At 48.7% G+C, this 19,439-nt stretch carries 18 protein-coding genes; all 18 read right to left on the bottom strand.

Going from position 1 to position 19,439, the window contains the following annotated elements:
• Positions 1-376: 376 nt before the first annotated feature.
• Complete coding sequence (locus FPZ49_RS33740; RefSeq protein ID WP_261381750.1) at positions 377-1,300, bottom strand: zinc-dependent alcohol dehydrogenase; 924 nt, start codon at positions 1,298-1,300, stop codon at positions 377-379.
• 179 nt (positions 1,301-1,479) lie between these two features.
• A complete protein-coding gene (locus tag FPZ49_RS33745) occupies positions 1,480-2,343 on the bottom strand; it encodes an alpha/beta hydrolase (protein ID WP_144854931.1) in 864 nt (287 codons plus the stop codon).
• Between the two features lie 634 nt (positions 2,344-2,977).
• Positions 2,978-3,340 carry a hypothetical protein gene (locus tag FPZ49_RS33750; protein ID WP_144854933.1) on the bottom strand — a complete coding sequence of 121 codons (363 nt, stop codon included), beginning with the start codon at positions 3,338-3,340 and terminating at the stop codon, positions 2,978-2,980.
• Positions 3,341-3,416: 76 nt separating this feature from the next.
• Complete coding sequence (locus FPZ49_RS33755) at positions 3,417-3,857, bottom strand: hypothetical protein (protein ID WP_144854935.1); 441 nt, start codon at positions 3,855-3,857, stop codon at positions 3,417-3,419.
• Positions 3,858-3,976: 119 nt separating this feature from the next.
• On the bottom strand, positions 3,977-4,330 hold the full coding sequence (locus FPZ49_RS33760) for a hypothetical protein (RefSeq protein WP_144854937.1): 354 nt from the start codon (positions 4,328-4,330) through the stop codon (positions 3,977-3,979).
• A 165-nt stretch (positions 4,331-4,495) separates the two neighbouring features.
• Positions 4,496-4,819 carry a hypothetical protein gene (locus tag FPZ49_RS33765; protein ID WP_144854939.1) on the bottom strand — a complete coding sequence of 108 codons (324 nt, stop codon included), beginning with the start codon at positions 4,817-4,819 and terminating at the stop codon, positions 4,496-4,498.
• 188 nt (positions 4,820-5,007) lie between these two features.
• The gene (locus tag FPZ49_RS33770; protein WP_144854941.1) at positions 5,008-5,760 is read right to left on the bottom strand and encodes a phytanoyl-CoA dioxygenase family protein; all 753 of its coding nucleotides are present in this window, start codon (positions 5,758-5,760) and stop codon (positions 5,008-5,010) included.
• A 510-nt stretch (positions 5,761-6,270) separates the two neighbouring features.
• Positions 6,271-7,356 (bottom strand): Gfo/Idh/MocA family oxidoreductase, encoded by a 1,086-nt coding sequence (locus tag FPZ49_RS33775; protein WP_144854943.1) that lies wholly within the window; start codon positions 7,354-7,356, stop codon positions 6,271-6,273.
• A 30-nt stretch (positions 7,357-7,386) separates the two neighbouring features.
• The gene (locus FPZ49_RS33780; protein ID WP_144854945.1) at positions 7,387-8,379 is read right to left on the bottom strand and encodes a zinc-dependent alcohol dehydrogenase; all 993 of its coding nucleotides are present in this window, start codon (positions 8,377-8,379) and stop codon (positions 7,387-7,389) included.
• A gap of 26 nt (positions 8,380-8,405) precedes the next feature.
• Complete coding sequence (locus FPZ49_RS33785; protein ID WP_144854947.1) at positions 8,406-9,140, bottom strand: phytanoyl-CoA dioxygenase family protein; 735 nt, start codon at positions 9,138-9,140, stop codon at positions 8,406-8,408.
• A 30-nt stretch (positions 9,141-9,170) separates the two neighbouring features.
• A complete protein-coding gene (locus FPZ49_RS33790; RefSeq protein ID WP_144854948.1) occupies positions 9,171-10,019 on the bottom strand; it encodes a sugar phosphate isomerase/epimerase family protein in 849 nt (282 codons plus the stop codon).
• 32 nt (positions 10,020-10,051) lie between these two features.
• Positions 10,052-10,891, bottom strand: a complete 840-nt coding sequence (locus FPZ49_RS33795; protein ID WP_144854950.1) for a carbohydrate ABC transporter permease — start codon at positions 10,889-10,891, stop codon at positions 10,052-10,054.
• Positions 10,888-11,772, bottom strand: coding sequence for a carbohydrate ABC transporter permease (locus tag FPZ49_RS33800; RefSeq protein ID WP_261381751.1), 885 nt, complete (start codon positions 11,770-11,772; stop codon positions 10,888-10,890). Before FPZ49_RS33800 ends, FPZ49_RS33795 begins: the two co-directional genes overlap by 4 nt.
• Positions 11,773-11,885: 113 nt before the next feature.
• A complete protein-coding gene (locus tag FPZ49_RS33805) occupies positions 11,886-13,268 on the bottom strand; it encodes an ABC transporter substrate-binding protein (RefSeq protein ID WP_144854954.1) in 1,383 nt (460 codons plus the stop codon).
• 125 nt (positions 13,269-13,393) lie between these two features.
• Complete coding sequence (locus FPZ49_RS33810; protein WP_144854956.1) at positions 13,394-15,019, bottom strand: response regulator; 1,626 nt, start codon at positions 15,017-15,019, stop codon at positions 13,394-13,396.
• Positions 14,991-16,811 carry a sensor histidine kinase gene (locus FPZ49_RS33815; RefSeq protein ID WP_144854958.1) on the bottom strand — a complete coding sequence of 607 codons (1,821 nt, stop codon included), beginning with the start codon at positions 16,809-16,811 and terminating at the stop codon, positions 14,991-14,993. The genes FPZ49_RS33810 and FPZ49_RS33815 overlap by 29 nt, the downstream gene beginning before the upstream one ends.
• Positions 16,812-17,613: 802 nt before the next feature.
• The gene (locus tag FPZ49_RS33820) at positions 17,614-17,976 is read right to left on the bottom strand and encodes a Rieske (2Fe-2S) protein (protein ID WP_144854960.1); all 363 of its coding nucleotides are present in this window, start codon (positions 17,974-17,976) and stop codon (positions 17,614-17,616) included.
• Positions 17,977-17,980: 4 nt separating this feature from the next.
• A complete protein-coding gene (locus FPZ49_RS33825) occupies positions 17,981-19,078 on the bottom strand; it encodes an amidohydrolase family protein (protein ID WP_144854962.1) in 1,098 nt (365 codons plus the stop codon).
• Between the last annotated feature and the right edge of the window lie 361 nt (positions 19,079-19,439).

Raw genomic sequence — 19,439 nt, forward strand, 5'->3', positions numbered from 1 at the left:
TGGTAGTAGTGTGACTTCGACACTCTCACTTTACCAAAGGAAGCGGTGTTTTTCTATTTTTCAAGTAGGGTATCTTTTCGATCACAAATCCAGTACTCACACGGTCTTAGGCTGATTTATTAGCTGCGAAAGTTGAGTAATTAAAACTAAAAGACCAGCCAGTAAATAATTCGATCCAAACCCACAATGATTTATACTCATATCTTTGACGACCAGAAGAAGGCCGGCGTGTTGAACGCTGATAAATAACAAATATCCGCTCCTAACGAGCGGGTAGTTGTTATTTATGATTATATTGTAGTGAATCATCAGCGTTTTGTTTAGCCGAGGACTTTGTTGTATGTGACTTTTACAATGCTCTTGTTACCCGACAGACTTATTTTCCATGTTCGATCACAAGCTTACCTAATTCATTCGACTCAAAAGCTTTCCTCAACCCATCAATCGCTTGTGTGAAAGGAATTACCCGCTCCAAGGCAGCCTGAACATTGACAAGCCCCAGTTCTATCATCCGCATAGCCCTCGGAAATTGCCAGGCCGTGGCCATCACTCCGACCAGCTCGATCTCCCCAAACACCAGATCCAGTAAATCCATCGGAATCTTGGATGAAGGGATGCCTGCCATTACGCATCTGCCGCCCCTCCGCACCAGATGAACCATTTGCGACACGGTTGCGGAAATGCCGACACATTCAATGACGATATCCGCCCCACCGCCGGTAAGGGTTCGTACCTTTTGAACGATGTCCTCTTGCGTTGGATCTATCACCGCATGTGCCCCAGTCTTCAAAGCGAGCTCCCGTTTCTTCGCCACCGGGTCACTGACGATCACCATACCGGCCCCTGAAGCCAGGGCGACCTGCAGAGTTAACTGACCGATCGAGCCCCCTCCAAGAATCACCACTGAATTTCCCGGTTGAATCCGGCCTTTATCGAAGAAATTGACCGCACAAGCCAACGGTTCAACCAGGGCTCCCGCTAGATCCGATAACTTGTCGGGGAGCTGGTGAACACGGTGGGCCGGAACCCGCACATAATCGGCGTAACATCCGTCCTCAAAAATGCCTAGGTGGGACATGAACGGGCACAAATTAACTTTCCCTTTAAAGCAATATTCGCATTTTCCGCATGGAAGTATCGGTTCAACCGTCACCCGGTGTCCCACGGATATTTTTTGATTGGTGCCGATGTAACACTCAACCTCACTGCCGACCTTTTCCACAACGGCGGAAAATTCATGCCCCATGATCAGCGGGAATTTCTTTTTTTCCTGACCCAGATCGTGGTAAAGAACATGCAGGTCTGTGGCTCAAATGCCGGAATACAGTGGTTTTAAGAGTAAATCTTTGGGTCCGTAATCCGGTGTGTGCGTTTCAATATAAGCCGCCAATCCCTTCCCCTGCTTTTGTATGGCTTTCATAGCTTCTTCCTCCCCTTCCGTTGAAAATTGACATCGTGCCGCTGTAACAGTTGCAACATTCAATCGATATGCTTAGTTAACCAGCCTTTAATTTTCGATTCTAGCATTGAAGTGCATCCGGTAAACACATGGTCGCATTGATCGATGGTATACAGTTCTTTCTCCCCTTGATATGAACCGACAAGCGTTTCAGATCCTTGATGAGGAACTGCCGCATCCGAATTCCCATGTATTACTAGAAGGGGCGTATTATACTGCTGTACCGCCTTGAGCGGTTGATGCTTCTCGGTAAGCAAATCAAGGACAAATTCTTTATGAAGTGAAAAACCTTTCCCGTAAAAGTTCGTAATTGTCTGTCCGGAAACTGCCTGCTCCCATAATTGTCGGCCGATAATAATGTCGCGAAAATTGGATATCGGATCGATTACAGGGGCCAATGCAATTCGACCTGCGATGGGAATCTCACCTTCCTCATGAAGCAATATCACACATCCGCCCAGACTGTGTCCAAGAAGGTAAATAGAGCTCGACTGAAATTCGGGCTGATTTGCGATCCAGGCTACGACTGTACTTAAATCCACTTTCCAACCGCTAACCGTAGTCTCTTCGGAAAAACTCCCTTCACTTTCACCGGAGCCTAAAAAGTCAAAACGAACAACGCTTACTCCAATTTCTTGAATTACTCTTGCCATATTCAGCAAGAATCGATTTGCGCCTAATTTTTCACCGGTAAATCCATGGCAGAATACTACCACTGAATTTAGATTGGCATTTTTCGCCGGGTGAATCATGCAAGAAATTTTTTTGTTTCGACTCTCAATCCATTGATGGATTTGGATTCGCATGAAGCCACGTCCTTTCTCAGAAACGCCGACATGAATATCCACTCTACTATTGAAGTCTATCACATTATGTTCAGGCATTAAATTCCCATTCCATGCATTGATTTTTCCCGAAACGTTTCTCCGTTTTTGTCAACATTTTCACCTTGATGCGATGCCGTCCATGCATTTCTATTTAAAGGGACTTTTTATTGCTTTGGCTGCATCAAGCACCCACCATGCAATACCTCTCTTAACGAAATCGCTCTCGCCCTCCAGCCCCGCTTCATGAATAAAGGTATCGACCTTATCCCGGATTTGGAATTGCACACGTTCAAAAGCAACGTTTCACTTTTGATGCCCCTCTCCTTACTCGTCTTGTCCAGCTTTACCCGATCCGAAATCGAAGTAAATAATTCAGGGAAAATCATGATCAATAATCGATGAACGTAAAAGATTGGCTTGTTACCGATTGTGAAGTTGAATCTATTGTTAAGATCAATGAGTCCAACATCAACAATTTTATTGATCAACCGGTAATCTAGTGGTCCCTGTAGTCTAAGCAAAAGCAATTGCCGGATCTTTTCTTGAGATTGGGCTATGCTCAATAAAAAGCGGCAGTCCGGACTTTATTTCTGTCCATGACTACCGCTTTTAGAATTTTGCTTATTTCGGCTCTTTGTATCTCCACAATACCTTTAAATCTGCCGTCATCTGAAATCAACTGTCTGACTTATTATCTTTCACCTGATTCGTTAATGCTTTTTCCGGTTGCTAGCTTCCACTCATCAAACCCGTTTGGAACTACACCCTCGCCTAAAACAGCAGCAGCTGTACCGCTCGTACTCCCGACAATCGGCTTTAGTACCTTGTATTGATTGCCGATTTTTTCAACATGTTCGCTTCTCACTAGGCTTTCTAGGTCACGATAAATCCATCCTTTAGTATCATGTTTAGCCAGTATGGATCCGGGTAGTAGAACAACTCTTTCGTAAATGCCTGCGGACGAATCATAAACGCCTGTAGCATCATTTAAGAATATGTTGGCTGTTAGATTGCTTTGAGGTGCAGGCTTAAGTTTGGCTTTAATGGTTAACATGATAATTCCTCCTTGGTTTGGCTCTCTTGATAAGAGCTCCGCTGTTTTTATTTCAACCACCTTTGTTTTACGAAAATTACAGCTGCAGAGCATCTGCTTCTTCCGGCGTCAGCCCGCGGTAAATCCCGCATCCTTTTTCGTGATTCCAGTCAATTTGGAGAAACGGAAACCCTTCCTTGGTCCCTCCCGTAATCCGCTGCCAACGTCCCGGTCGAAAAACCCCACTTAGGGCACCGTGCGGGGCTAAAATTGGAATATCGTTCTTAATAAGATGAGCTGAAAATGGACCTGGGTTCGCCTTCATCCACTTGAGTGCATCAATTTGATTCGGTGAAGCCTGGGAAGCGAAATCACGGAGTCGGTCGATATTGTTCATTTGCTCTGTTCTAGATTCAATTGGACTTCCAACGCTATCCTCGTCATCTGCTTCGAGCTGTGATAATCTGACCTCCAGTAGTTCCTTCAAACCACTGACTTCCTTTGGATCATTCATGTTAATTTCAAACATCGCTTTCATACGGCATGACCTCCATATGGGGAATGTTTTACAATGTTCATTATACCCAATTGAACTATAAAAGTAAATATAGAATTCAATTAGAATTGTCACAACATTGAAACGGATAGATTCCAACTTCACTGAAGAGAGCGCCCTTTCGAAAGACTAACCCCCTTGCAGGTCGTCCCTCTACACATCCAAATCCGCGACTTCTCGACTCTTTTAGCCGCGAAGCCATTTCCACGTAGCCAAGCCCGGGCTTCATAGCTTGCACTTGAGCCAGATCTCTCCTTCTGCATCGAGTCTGCCGAAAGGAAGGTCGTATTTTTATCAAAAAATGGCCGGCTATCCGCATCCAGCAGCTGCACATTACTCATCTGGGAGTCAGTCACTTCTTCAATCATGCTGTAGATATTGCTGGTCCGGACATTTGCCACAATCATGCCTTGATCCTTCAGGCTGAGCGGCACCCGTGACGACACTGGTCGCACTCACATCCTGAAACTCCTTGTAGGCGCGGGGAGCGCTCCAGCGGTAGGGCGAAGGCCGGCTCTGCACGCTATCAATAAATGGGCGGTCGAGAAACTGGCTTTTCTGAAATACAGTGTTCTTTGTAATAATCTCATTCGTGGTCTTGTTGTAGACGTATACATCGTTTAAGAATGGAAACATGTTCGACATGTCGCCGAGCTTTTGGAAATTTGGTAGGCCAGGAAGGGTTCGATCTCTTGCTTGGCGTCGTAGAACAACTTGATCTTCTCATCCGTGAGCAGCTCATTCAAAATGACATCCTCGGTCAGCTGCAGTGAGGAGTCGATATTCCGACTGATGTGCTGTGCGAGCAGCTCGTTCGTGTGTTTGATCTGATTCTGCGAGGCGTGATTGATCTTCACATAGAAGATCACGATCAGGAGCGATATAATGACGAAGAAGATCGGCGTGTAGGATAGTAAGATGCGGTAAAAAAGCGAGTTTTTCAAGCGGGGTACCTCCAGGTGGTTGAACGTTCAATATCTGTCATATCATATGAACTAAAGATTTACAAGGAGGCGCTGCTTAGAGAAGTGTGGATGTATCCCGATTCCATATTGATCTTCTCCAAACTTTTGTTTTACGCAATTAAAAAACTAAAAAGAAGCTGGATCATAGGATCTCAGCTCCTTGCAGTTCAAATCGGTAGCTTTAATCTCGCGCTGCTGTTGATCCCGAACCCGTATCCGATCAGGTGCTTAAGCAGCGGTGAGGCTTCTTCTACAACCTCGCGGTCGATAATTTGTAGATGGTCCTCCTGGGGCCGCATGAACCATGGGCAGAAGCTGCCTAGCATACCAATACGCTCCCGGTCCGTTTGATTCGTTCCACTGCGATGCCACAATCCTCCGTGAATTAAGGCGACCGAACCTCTCGGTGCAATTAGCTTGATTAGATCGTCACGTTGCTGATCCTCCGCTTGAGGGTGGCGGCGAAGGTGGTGGCTGCCCGGCAAAATTCGAGTAGCGCCATTATGTTCGGTAAAATCGTCCAGCATCCAGATGCTATTGACTTTCAAAGGATACACAGGCAGCGGATCCGGTACATGCGTATCGATGTGCAAGCCTTCTTCAGCGCCTCCCGCCCCGATGATGTTCGCCGTCCAGCTGCTCAGGTACATGTTCTCCCCCATCTCGTCCTTCATGGCCTGGATAATGGTCGGATGCTGGATGGCTTCGCGAAACATGGCATGTTTGTTAATCAGATTCCAGATTCGCTGATGCTTGCCATTGCCGTAAACCGCCCCCTGCCCCTCAGCTCGTTCATATTCAGCGATTCGAACGATGGTCGCACGAATCGATTCGACCTGCTGTTCGGTTAAAAGTTCTTTCAAGATCACGTACCCGTGCTCTTGAAAATGATCCCGTTGCTCAGGCGTTAGTCCGCTCATCCCGCTTCTTCTCTCCTTTAAAAAATTTCATCGCCATCGGCTGCCCAAGCATCTCGACATTCGGTATTCCAAGCGCTTGTGGAGTAGGCTTTCGGAGATCCATAGGTGCTTTAAATCCAGCGTGTTCTTGATTTGAATCAATCGGAGCTGATTCATGCCTCTATAGCAGTGACATCGATCGTTGCCAGACCAAAGATGACCGGAACCTGAAGATGACCGGAACCTGGACAGCACCACTTTGGCCATTTGTATAATGTACTCGGCCATATATTTAATTCACAATCACCTTATCCGCTTCAAGGGCGAGGCGTGACGTTTTGACGGTAAGGCCGCTGGGCAGTTTTCCCACCTCATTCACATGCATCTTCGCATGGATGGGTGCCACAACCATTACGGGGGTCACTCCTAGTTGCTCCAGCAACTTCAGCTACCGCCACCATTCCGGGCAGTGGAACATGACTTAGCCGCTGCTCATGATGTCCATAGCGGACCACTCGTAGCGTCTGGAATTTATTTTGCCGGCGCGCTGGCTTTCATCGCCTCGATCAGCATGGCGAAGAGCTTCAAATCCTCCATGGAGTCTTCGATGGTCGTCTTTGGGGCGACCCCCTCCGTAACGACATCGTGGAAATACTCCAGCTCAACCGTATACGCGTCTTTAAAGCTAGGTCGATCTACCGTGCGATGGAACGCCTCGCCCGCGGTCTCCTCCGTAATTTTCGTTGTCGGCAGGTGGCGGATATACGGCGTATCGTACTGAATTGTGATCGCTTTTTGATCGCCATAGATTTGAATGTGGGCGTCAAAGCGCCTTTGCTGATCCACACCCATTTCGAAGGTAGCATTGAATCCCTCGAACTCCAGGATCGCGTTCATGAATCGTCCACCGTTCCATTGGGACGCCGAGACGACCCGCTTCGGAAATCCAAGAATCTCCCTCATAGCGGACAGATCGTGACTGCCGAGCCCGCAGAGCAGTCGGTAAGCCGTCTGGAATTCAACAGCGGAGTCGCCGATCGCCTCCCTAACCATGCGCTGCGCTCGCTCCTGCTTATCCGCTATCGCATCTTTAGGAAGGTCGTTCGGACGCAGCACGTTGCTGCTTTGCTCGATGATAAGCCGATTGGCTCCGATAATATCCCGAATCCGGGCGTAGTTGATCTTTCCCAGCTGTTTCACCTCTTGCACGGCGCTAACATAAGCAGGCGCAAACCTCCGCATGTAGCCGATCATGACCTGCACGCCCGCTTCGTCCCTTGCCCGGATCATCCTCTCCGCATCTTTAAGCGTCAGGCAAATCGGTTTCTCAAGGAACACATGCTTCTTCTGCTCAAGGGCGGCTATGGCGCATTCCGCATGATACTCGTCGCTGTTCAGTACGAAAACCGCATCCAAATCAGCCTGTTTCGTTAACTCGGCTGCGTCTGTATAGCGGTTACTTACGTTATAACGCTCGCCGATCGCTGCCAGCAATTGCTGAGAAATGTCACAAATCGCTGCAATTTCATACCGGTGGGCTAAGGACTCCAGAATCGGAAGATGGGTGATCTGCGCCACCTCTCCCAAGCCGATTAAGCCGACTTTAATTTTTCGCATGAGGGTCTGTGCTCCTTCCGATGATCTATTCTATTCCCAGGTTTTTAATAATATTTTGGCATTGTTTTGCGAGACAGAGATTTCAAACGCTTCATTGATGCGGCTCATGGGCAGCACGTGGGTAATAAATTTATCTAGATGAGGTGAATTCCGAATGACCTGCAAGATACTCGGAAAATCATTGGCATTATAGTGCCAGGAGCCAATCAAATGGATGCCCTTGCGAATTAAATCATTGCTGATCGTAACCGGCGTCTCCGTGAAGCTCTCGCCGATAAAGGCGACCTTGCCCTTGCGCCGGACGGAGTCGATACAAAGTCTGTGGGCCGCCACCACGCCGGAGCAATCCACCGCACAGGAGGGTCCCTCTCCGTCGCATAGCTCCTTGATCTTGCGGACGGCGTCCGGGTCGGCCGGATTAATGACGGCATCCACGCCGAGCTCCTGTGCCAGTTGAACCCGGTAAGCATTTGATTCCACAGCAATCACGCGGGAGCCACGGTACTTGGCATTAATGACGGCGCCGATGCCGACAGGCCCCAAGCCCGTGATCAGAACCGTATCGAAAGCGGAGACACCGAGCGTCTGAAAGGCCCCGAAGGAAGGTCCTAGACCGCAGATCGCCAGTGCCGCGTGCTCATTCGATATATCATCGCGTATTTTAAACAGCACCCAGGACGGCTTTAAAATATACTGCGCATATGTGGCATCCGTTAGCGGATGATTGTGCTGACAGTGGATGTAGTCCCCCTGCCTGCATAGTCGGCACTGGCCGCACGGGAACAGCGGCGTCACCACGACGCGGTCTCCGACCTTCACATGGCCGGGCTGGGCCAGCTCTACCACCTCGCCCACCGCTTCATGCCCGAGGCAATCCCGGTACGTCCCCTGCAAATACGCTTTGTATTCCGTGCACATCGGGGTAACCAAAATTTTCACCAAGGCCAGATCTCCGGTTGGGACCGGCGTCGGCACTTCAATGATCTCAGCTTGGCGCACACCGGTAATCGCTACTTTTTTCATGGGAACTCCTCCATCTGTTGCAAGTGTTAAACGTTCACATAGTGGTTCCCGGCCATGTCCTTGCCACGGGCCAGCCAAAACTTCCAGCCTTCGTTCTTCTTGTTGTCGTGAACCTTGGTCGAAGCTGATAAATAGCGCATCGTGTAGCCGCATCGGCGGTAGTTACTGGTATTCGGCTTCGCGCCGTGAATGATCCGGGAATCATGCAGAGAACACTCACCGGGCGCCAGTTCGAAGTACACCGCATCGGAATCGTTAATATTTTTTATCTGCGTTTTGAACAAATTTCGGCTCCCGTCCACCGCCTCATATTCCGAGAAGCCATTGACATGGGTGCCGGGAATGACGCGCATGCAGCCATTTTCCTCCGAGCTTCGATCCAGCGCCAGCCAGATGGTGACGATGTTCTCGTAGTTGTCGAACCTCCCCTTCCAATAAGCCGAGTCCTCGTGCCAAGGCGTAGCTCTACCAACGAGCGGATCCTTGCAAATGAAATGACTGGTCCACATGATGATATTCGGTCCCGTAATCGGCTCCACCAAATCGAGCGCTTCGTCGCTCAGCAGAAACTCCAGCAGCCGCTCATCGCGAAAATGCGGCGTGTCCAGCTCGTCGGACAATTTATCGCCCTTCTCCGCATGATGCTCATCGAAAATCGAACGCAGCCGGTTCATTTTTTCCTCAGAAAATAAGGGCTTGTGGTAGAGGTAATACCCATTCTGGCGATAAAATTGAAGTTCTTCGTTCGTCAATGTGGCCATTTTCATTCCTCCTGTTTAGATATAAAGAAGCTACGCTCTTTCCGAGCCCACTGCGAGCACTCGGTCGACCACCTGTTTCGTCCTCAGCGCAGCCTCCTTCGCTCCCAGCAGCGGAAGCGTATCACTGAACGTTTCCACGGAAACATATTCGTGGTAACCGATTTGCCTTAAAGCGGTGAGCATCGCCCCGAGGTTAATGATGCCTTCACCGGGCAGCAGCCGCTGGTTATCGATTTGCTCGTCCGCCGGCAGGTCCGGCGCATCGTTGAGATGCACAAGCACCACCTGCTCCTTGCGCAGCTGTAAAATATCGTCCACCGTCGCCCTAGAGGTAAACCAATGGAAGCTGTCGAACAGCAGCCCGACGCCGGGTACATCAATCGCTCCGATCAGCTCCAGCGCCCCTGGGATCGTATGAATAAAGTCATGCTTGAGCGTACGCAGCGTCTTCGGCCCCACCCATTCAATGCCAAACTGTATGCCGCCCGCCTCCAGCGCTTTGGCGCATTCCCGAAGTCTGCGGATGAAGCGGCTCGTATATTCCGCCACCGGTTCGTCCGTCGCGGGAAATAGCCATGTGCAGCATTTGGTTACGCCGAGCTCCCGGGCCAGCTCAATGTAGCTGGGTAATTCGGCCAACTGCTCCTTGAAGGTGGCTTCATCTTTGCGGAATTCCACCGGCAGGCCGAACGAGCCCAAGCGAAGTCTTTTTTCAGCCAACAGATCTTGAAGTCCGTTCACGGACGTGCTCTTGGCATACTCGGCAAAGGGCACGATGGAATACTCTACAGCCGGGAATCCGGCGTCGGAAGCCGCATCAATAAACTCCAGAAACGGCACCCCGCGACCGGTCGTAACCGGATTAAGTGTCGGGATCATAGGTCACCACTCCTTTTTTTGTATGCAAAAGATTAATGTTTTACCGCACCGGAGGTAACCCCCTGCACGATTTTCTCCTGCAAGAAGACATAGATGATCACACTCGGAATGATCGTGATGGATATGCACGCGAAGACGTTTGACCAGTCCGTCGAATAAAACCCGACGAACTTCAAGATCGCCACCGGGATCGTCTGCTCGGCCGTATCGCGAAGAAACACCAACGCATACAGCAGCTCATTCCATGCATGAATAAACGACAAGATCCCGACCGTCGCGAGCGCGGGAACCGAAACCGGAAGAATAATCCGGAAAAAGACGCCGATGAGCGAGCTTCCATCCATCACCGCAGCTTCTTCGATCTCCTTGGACAAGGTGGAAACGTAACCCGATAAAATCAGAATAGATGTGGGTATACCGAAGGCTACATAAGGAATCAACAGGACCAATCGGGGATCGATCCACTCCCTTAAGCCCTGAAGGCTGATGTATAAAGGAATCAGGGTGGAATGCACCGGAATCATAATGCCCAGCAGGAAGAAACCGAGCATCCATTTGCTTCCACTCCACTTCATCCGGATGATCCCGTAGGCTGCCAAGGCGCTCACGAGCGTAATAATGATCGTGCTCAGGAGTCCGATCAGAAAGCTGTTCCAAATATTAATATCGAGCCTATACTGCTTGATGACGTTGGTATAGATTTCGAAATGCAGCGCGGAAGGAATGCCCCATGGGTTGAGAAAGAACTCTTTTTCGGTCTTAAACGAACCCAGGAACACCCACAGCAGCGGATAGATAACCGTGACGGCGATCGCCGCGAGCAGAACGAACCGCAGGGCGGCGAAGGATTGACGCGCTAGCTTATAGCTCAAGCCGAAGACACCTCCCGATTCCGCTCCCGCAGCAAAAACGAGAACATCACGGTAAACAGGATATTCAAGACGAACAGCACCACCGAAACGGCGCTTCCATACCCATAACGCATCTCATGAAAAGCCGTGTTATACATGTGGAGGGCCAGCACATCGGAAGCATGCGCAGGACCGCCTCCGGTGAGGGAGATGACATTGTCGAACGCTTTGACCGAGCCGGTCATAGCGAGCACCAGGCTGATCACCAGAAATGGCTTGACGAGTGGAAGCACGATTCCCCAGAGCACCTGCCAGCCGCTGGCGCCGTCGATTTTGGCGGATTCGATCACCTCGCTGGAGATAGTGGAGATCCCGGCCAAAAAAATCACCATATGGTAGCCGAAAAATTGCCAGGAAACGGAGATCAGGACGCCATAAATGGCGAATTTGGGATCGGACAGCCAATCTTTATGAAAGCCCGGCCAGCCCAACCATTGAATGATCGCATTGAGCAGCCCATGGTTTCCGTTGTAAATGAACTGCCACAAGAGACCGATGGAAGTCCCTGAAATGATGACGGGTAGAAAATAGGTCCCTCGAAAAAATTTGGTCCCCTTAATCCCGCTCGAGAGCCAGTAGGCAAGTAAAAAGGCCAGCGGAAGCTGCAGCAGAATACAACCGAATGAGAAAATGAACGTATTTTTTAATGCATTTAGAAAAATGGCATCATGCGTAAACATTGTTTTGTAGTTGTCTAGTCCAATAAATTCCTTCGTTCCGACCAGATTCCATTCGAAGAAGCTATAGTAAATCGATTTGAGGATGGGAACCGGCAGGACGAGCGCATAAATCAAGAAAGCCGGCAGAACGAAAAAGGCGATAACCCCTTTGCTGCGAAGCATTCTTTCCAACTTGTGCACCTCCTTTGGCGCGCGATGAATGGCGATTCATAGGGGGTAAAGGCGCCACTTGGCATGGCCGATGGCCACCCTTACCGCCCGATGCTTAACCGGCTTTATTTCTTCTGGCTTTCCGCCGTTTTTTGCAGCTTGTCGAACGCTTCGCTCGGATTCGCCCCCGTATACAGGCTTTGCGTCGTATTGTTCAGCTCCTTACCCATGAACACGCCGAGCGGCACATCCCATGGATACATCAAGCCGGTCTTGGCATTAATCGCTTTGATGAGCTGTTCATTGAACGGCGACAGGTCTCCTGCCTGCACCTTCGTGTTATACGCGGTTAAGTAGCCGAGCTTGGCGAAGGCCAGTTGTCGCTCCTGTGAGAACACAAATTTCATGAATTCCAACGCTTCCTTCGGATGCTTCGAGCTTCCGCTCACGGACAGGGCCGAGTTGGGAAGGATCAGATAGTGGTCCTTACTGCCTTTGCCGCCAGAAATGTCCGGGAAGTTAAAGAAGCCCAAATTCTCTTTCATCGCGCCATAGAGCGGAGCAATGGACCAGGTGCCCATCGCATACATGCCGGCCTTCCCTTCGGAAAGCTTGATTTCCGACTCCTTGGTGGTGATGCTGTTGACGTTTTCTTCAAACGCGCCGCGCTTGATCAGCTCCTGCAACTTTTGTCCGGCGTCGAGAAACGGCTGATCCTTCCAGGAACCTTTTTTATCCATGACGGTCGCTTGGTATGTATCCAGACCGCCAATACGCTCTGTTAGCATCATGTAGGGAATCGTCCCTACCCATGGCTCTTTATTAGGCATGGTGATTGGAGTAATGCCTGCTTTTTTGAGCACATCAATAATATTGAGCAGCTCGTCATACGTTTTGGGCGGCTGGAGGTTGTTCTTAGCGAACACCTCTTTGTTGTAATAGACGATTTCCGCATCCTGCGCCAGCGGAAGGCCGTATACCTTGCCATTGAAGGTCGTACCTTTCAAGGCGTCAGGGGACATGTTCGTTTTCCAGTCAGGGTTCTCATTGATCGCGCTCGTCAAATCGAGCAGGCGTCCCGCTTCGGCAAAGGGGCGCATCCGCTCCAGCGTCCAGCCTTGGAATATATCAGGGAGGTTGTTGGCAGCCATGTCGGTGGTGATGACGGTCAAATAGTTATCGCAACAGGTATTGGCAATGACCTCGAAATCGATGTTCGGATTTTTCGCTTTGAACAGACTAATATTCTCCTGCATCCAATCGCCAAAATAGTCCTTTGTCCCCTGCCCTTTTTGGAACATGAGCTTGAGACGTACCTTCTCGGCTGGCGCGGCGGTTGCCGGTGCCGGTGCCGGGCTGGCGGCCGCCGGCGAAACGGTCCCACTGCCGCCGGTACTGGTGCTGGTGCCGGTTGAGCTGCTTGTACCGCTGCTGCAGCCTGCGAGAACGAGCAGCGCGCTTAGCAGGACGGTGAAGGAAGTCATTACCTGTTTTGATCTGATCCTCACGAAGATCCCCTCCAAAGATTAGTAAGAACGCTTACATTTCAAATTATAGGAGGCGCGCAAAACGATTGTAAGCGGTTTAGTTTTACTTTTCGTTTGATGAAATGACTTCTTGCCACGGAGCCCTGTTAAAAAATTTCTTCAAAATGATCCCGAAATTCACTGGGCGACATCCCCGTCTGTTTCTTAAACAGCACGGCAAAATAGTGCGGATCGGCGATCCCAACCTTATCCGATACCTCATATATTTTAACCGTCGGATCCTTCAGCAGCGCTTTGGCTTGATCAATTCGCTGCTTCGCCAGCAGCTGCGTAAAATTTTCACCGCATTCATTCTTGAGCAGCCTGCTTAAATAGCTGGTGTTCAAATGCACCTGCTTCGCCACCCAATTCAGGGTCAGATCGTTCATATAATGGCTTTGTATCAGCCTTAGCACCTGCTGAACCAGTTTTTTATGACTAGAATGCGTCTTTTGGAAAATTTGCTCGGACAGGCTCTGCACAAATGACTGCACCACATGAAAAATCCTCTCTGACGTTTGACCATTCTTAATTTCGTTGTAATACTCGTCGCGGCTGGTGTAGATCTGCTCTTGCTTGCCATTGTCGAGCGATACATAGATTAATGCGCCAAGCTCCATACACACGCTTTGGATCGCTTCCCGGGTAACTCCGTGAACTTCGAACCAATGGAACAGCTGGTGGATATGACGCAGAGCGTTCTCACTGTCGCCGATGAGTACGGCTTTGACAGCCGATCGGCTGCACTCGGCAAAGAGCGGATACGTTAGGGCCGTGATCTCATGCTGGTCGTAGAGGCCATCGTAAAAAATGATCGCGTCTTTGCCCAAGTAAAGAATATGCTCCAATGCCTCACAAGCCTCCAGATAAGCTTTATGGAGGTCCAGCATCGATTGCTTCTCCTTGCTGATCCCGATCGAAATCGTGATGGGCAAATAATGACTTTTCAGGCTTTCCTGAAGCTCCTCGCACAGACGAAGGAGATCCTGTTCTCCTTGGGGCTCATCACCCTGCAGAACAATCACGAACAGATCGTCCTTGATAGAGACGGCATAAGCACCCGGTACTGAAGCAAGAAAACCAGCGATATAATGCTCCAGTGCAAGCAAATAGACGCGCAGCTGCTCCTCCGAATGATACCGAAGCGAATCGAACTCATCCACCTTGCAGGCAAGCAAATAAACCGGACCGTCCTCTTTCATTTCGTACAACCATAAGGTTTCCGGCAGGTGCTGCTGCATCCGTTCATCCAGCAGTGGGGAACTAAGCAATTTATGCAAAAACGCAGAACGGTAAAAGGTGATATTGCGCCTCAGCTCCGTTTTAAACCGTTCGAAATCCGACTTCCGCTGCTCCTCCAGCTCAATTAACCGGACAGCCCGCGTTATCACTTCCATGACATCGGCAAACACCGTCGGCTTGAGAATATAATCAAATGCGCCCCCTTGGATCGCTTGCCTTGCATAGTCAAAATCCGAATAGCCGCTGAGAATAATAACGATCATCTCCGGAAATAGTTGCTTGGCCAGCTGCGTGACCTCGAGGCCGTTTTTCTTCGGCATTTTGATGTCCGTGATGAGAATGGACGGCTCCCACTGTACAATCGCCTTGATTGCTTCCTCTCCATTGGACGCCTCACCTACAACCTGCAGTCCTAAACTGCCCCAATCCACTGATTGCCTCAGCCCTTCTCGAATGATTGCTTCATCGTCCGCGATCAACACGCCCCGCATCCTGATTTCCCCCTTGGTTCATCGGTAAATGAATCGTAACGCGAGTGCCCCTGCCAACCACACTCTTAAATTGCAGTCCGTAGGGCTCGCCGAAAAACAAGCGAAGTCTGCTGTCCACATTCTTGATCCCTATGCTCTGACGGATTCGATATTCATCTTGCTGATTCGATAGCAGCGCGTTTACTTTTTCCTCCGGCATCCCGCAGCCGTTATCCTCCACCATGAGCACGGCCCGGTCCTCCTGCGATCTTCCCGAAATGCGTATCCGTCCTACGCCGTCCTTATCCGCTAGCCCGTGAACCACGGCATTTTCAACCATCGGCTGCAGCGTCAGCTTCGGAATGAGAATGTGATGAAGCGCTTCATCCACATCGATTAAAATCGACAGCTTGTCTTCAAACCGGATTTTCTGAATGTTCAAATACCGTTTCACATGAGCCAGCTCTTCTTCCAGCCGAACCAGATCTTGCCGGTTGCTTATGCTGTACCTCATAATCTCCGCGAGCATCGTGGTCATATCGCAGATTTTGGGAATGTTATTCATCCGTCCGATCCAGTTGATCGCTTCCAGCGTGTTGTATAGAAAATGAGGATTAATCTCCGCCTGCATCGCCCGGATCTCCAGTTCGTGCTTCATCCGCTGCAAATCCGATTCCTTCTTGATCACAAGGCGAAGCCTGTCCATCATGGAATTAAACGAGGAGGCCAGTGAGGTGAGCTCATCTTTCCCGTCATAATTCAAATTCACGAGCAGGTTGTTGGTCTCAATACTGCGCATTTCTCGGATAATCCGAATAATCGGCTTCGAAATATGGTAAGCGATGTATCTGGAGCAAAGCACGCCGACGATGATAAAAAAAGCCGCCACCACAAGCATCCAATGCTGCACCTTCTCATAGCCGGAAAACAAATCCGTGCTGGGAATGCGATATAAGTAGATCCACTGCGTAAACGACGACTGATAAAAATTGTAATAGACCCTCTCGCTGCCCTCCTTTTGAAAAAAGTACCCTTCGTCCTTTCCCTGCGCTTTAATATTTTCGAGCATTTGAGGATTAATTTTTTCTCCTAGCTGATTCTTATCCTGGCTTGAAATGACATCCCCGGTCCGGTTGATGACGACCATCGTGACCTTTTTGCCGATATAATCCTTCTGCAATAAGTCGCTGATTGAGGTCTCTTTGAAATTTACCAGAATGGAGCCGGTTCCCTTCATCGTCGTCGTATTCACAATTTGCCGGACGGCCGGAATGACATTGTTGCCCATGCTGCTTGTTTTCGTTTCCAGCCATACCATGCGCCCATCACCCTCTAACGCTTTTTCGTTATAGAATTTGGGTGATTCGTAATTCAAAATATCGGAGGAGGTGCTCACGACCTCCCCTTCGTTATTAATTAAATAAATCGATTCGACATTCTGATGCGAAATGAGGAAGTTGGTGAGAAACTCCTGAAGCTTTCGGAGAAATTGAAAGTAATCGCTGCTGCTGGAATCCATTTTGGAGGCGAAGTAATCGGTTACATCATGGTTCTGATAAAAAATCATCGTATCCTGATCGATTCGGCTTAGTTGGGTATCAATATTAAAGCTGATTTGCTTGAGAATATTTTCGGAGTAGCTGATCGATTTTTCGCGAAACAGGTCAATACTTAACATGATGCAAAACGTGCTGACCACTAGAATCGAAAGCGCTATCAAAGGTGGATAAGTCAACACTAATTTATGCTCGATTTTGTAGTTTTTTAAATTTGCCCAGGAGAGTGCTCGCTCGAGAATTTTCATTTTCCCCATACCAACGCCCCTTTAATGGATGACGATTCAAACAAATTAAACTTACCCCATTGAACTCAAAAATACTGTCGAAATAAAGGAAATAAGCCACCGATGAAAATCGGCAGCCTCATGATGATGCTTCTATTCTATTGTTTATGCTCATGATAACTGTTCGTTTAGGGAAAGCAAGAGTGTAGGTGAACGCATAGGAGCGGCATCCACGCGATAGCATGCTCGAGTACCATTGAAGAACGCATGCGGCACTGTCTTCTTAGAATGATTTCGTCAAACTACACTTTTAAGTAATTAAAATAAAAAACTCCTTAGCAGCTCCGCCCAACTATTTTGTCCTGTGCGTCCGCATAAAATGTCTGTCTCCTCCTTTATTTGCCATCTCTCAGGCATTGGACGCATGATGAGGACAAAAAAACCTGAAGTTCGCGGCAAGTTGATCGAATAACGAGGAAAGAAAGCAACCGCCGGGCCGGGCTCCTCGCTAAATATGGGGAGAAGAAGGTTGGTCAATATGTTGCCTTACTTCATAGTGAATGCCTCCAAAAACAGCATCTGTACTAGAATTGCGGGTAAGACCGCGCTTTGCATCTTTCTGATTCGTCAAGTATTGTATTTATGTGATTTATATTAAACACTGTCTGATATCGCGACACAAACTGCCACTCTCAACAACAATCTTTCTCCATTTCACAACTTTTTCTTGTTCACAAAAAAAGAAGCTGGATTATTGATCTCAGCTTCTAGCGTTTTACCCGAATAAAGAAATAACCTATTGCAGTTTGAGCTTGAGACGATAAAATTTTCGTTACATCAACACATAGATGTCATTTCCCTCGACCTCAACCGCGTACCCACGCAACCGTACACCACTTTCAACCAAGTGCTTTCCGTCAGTTAGACCGAATTCCCATCCGTGCCATGGACACCTCAATATTTCTTTATCCCTTCCGTATTCATATTGATAGACCTGTGATGGAAGACGCGTCCCACATACAACCCCCTCACAAATAGGTGCCGCAGCGTGAGGGCATATGTTTCTCCATGCATAGTAGTTCCCATTAACGAGAAACAAGCCAATTTCAATCCCTTTGAGCTCGACAATCATTCGATCTTTCTTTTCGAACTCCTCTACTCTAGCTGCCAAATATCTTGTTCTCACTTTAGCCATCCAGTTATACCTCCTGCTTACCTGCTGGGAATGTGTGCTGTCCATATAATTCCCGTGCATTATCACACAGAATCCGTTGCCGCAAATCTTTTCGGATCGGCTGTAGCGCCATTTGGGGATTATCAAAATCCCAATGAGGATAATCGGAAGAGAACATGACCATATTGTCGGCACCTATCATATCAAAAATTTGATTTAAATGCTCTGGGTTGTTGCTTGGCTCTTCGATCGGCTGTGTCGTGAGCCGGATATGCTCCTTGATATACTCAGAAGGTAGTCTTTTTAGCCACGGAACTAAGTCTCGTAGACCTTTGAAGTTTTTGTCCATTCGCCACATGAGGTGCGGAAGCCACGCGATCCCTCCTTCAATAGCGACAAATTTCAACATAGGAAACTTCTCGAATACGCCTTCACAGACTAGGCTATTCACATGAGCCATGTAATTCGTTGGCAGGATGTTGTGCCACTCCAAATAACTTGTTGGGTAACCTGACGGAGTTGGGGCTCCTGCAATGCCCCTACCCTCTGTACCAGGGTGAACAGCAACCGGTAGCCCATTTCGCTCAGCAGCTTCGTAGATGGGGTGATAAAACCGTTGTCCAAATAGCATTCTTGATCCACTGCACATAATGACTTGAATCATATCAGGGTGTTTGGCCATGCGGTCTATTTCCTTCGCTGCGGCCATTGGATCGGCGTGGTTAATCAGAATCGACCCTTTATAGATGGGACTTGCCTTCAACCAGGTTTCTACTAGCCAGTCATTATACGCACTGGCAATTACATTGCCATAATCCGGATTAGGATTTAAGGAGATGCCTAAAATACCCGAACCTGTTAGAATCCCGTAATCTATCCCATATTTCTCAAAATGATGCTTTAACATAAACCTAGGATCACTTCCAGGGATTACCCCACCTTCAGGCACAGCATCTTTACGCATAACGCCTATTGGTGAGTGCCAGCCCCCGCCATAAGCTGGTCCGGCAGCAAGCCAATAATCATGCCATGCCTTCGGCAAAAATGGCAGCATATCCTTGGGATGAGCTATGGCATTGTGAACATCTGCATCAATAATACTAGATTGTTTCATTATCAACATCGCCTCCTATGAGTGAATGTGGTAACTTATGTTCTTAAATATATGTGCAAACTAGTACTGAGTACATGAAGAAATGTACAAGAAAACTGGATATTTGTTATGTCTTGAACCGTGCAATTCCCGTCGTCGAGAAGGAATCGTTGTGAACCATTGCTGACTGAATCAACGATTACGCATAATAAGTCGATTGTGCGAGATTCAAAACATGATTTCATGTAAAAAGCCCTTTGGCCGAGGCGAGGCCACTGAAAAAGTCTAGCTCTTAGAAAAAGGTACTGCCCTTCAAGAAAGTTGAAGAGGCTGTACCTTTTTTGTCGTATAATTGAGTCATCACAAAAAGCGGGTGAGAGCACATGATTCG

The sequence above is a fragment of the Paenibacillus cremeus genome, from assembly GCF_007786445.1.
Lineage (GTDB): Bacteria > Bacillota > Bacilli > Paenibacillales > NBRC-103111 > Paenibacillus_G > Paenibacillus_G cremeus.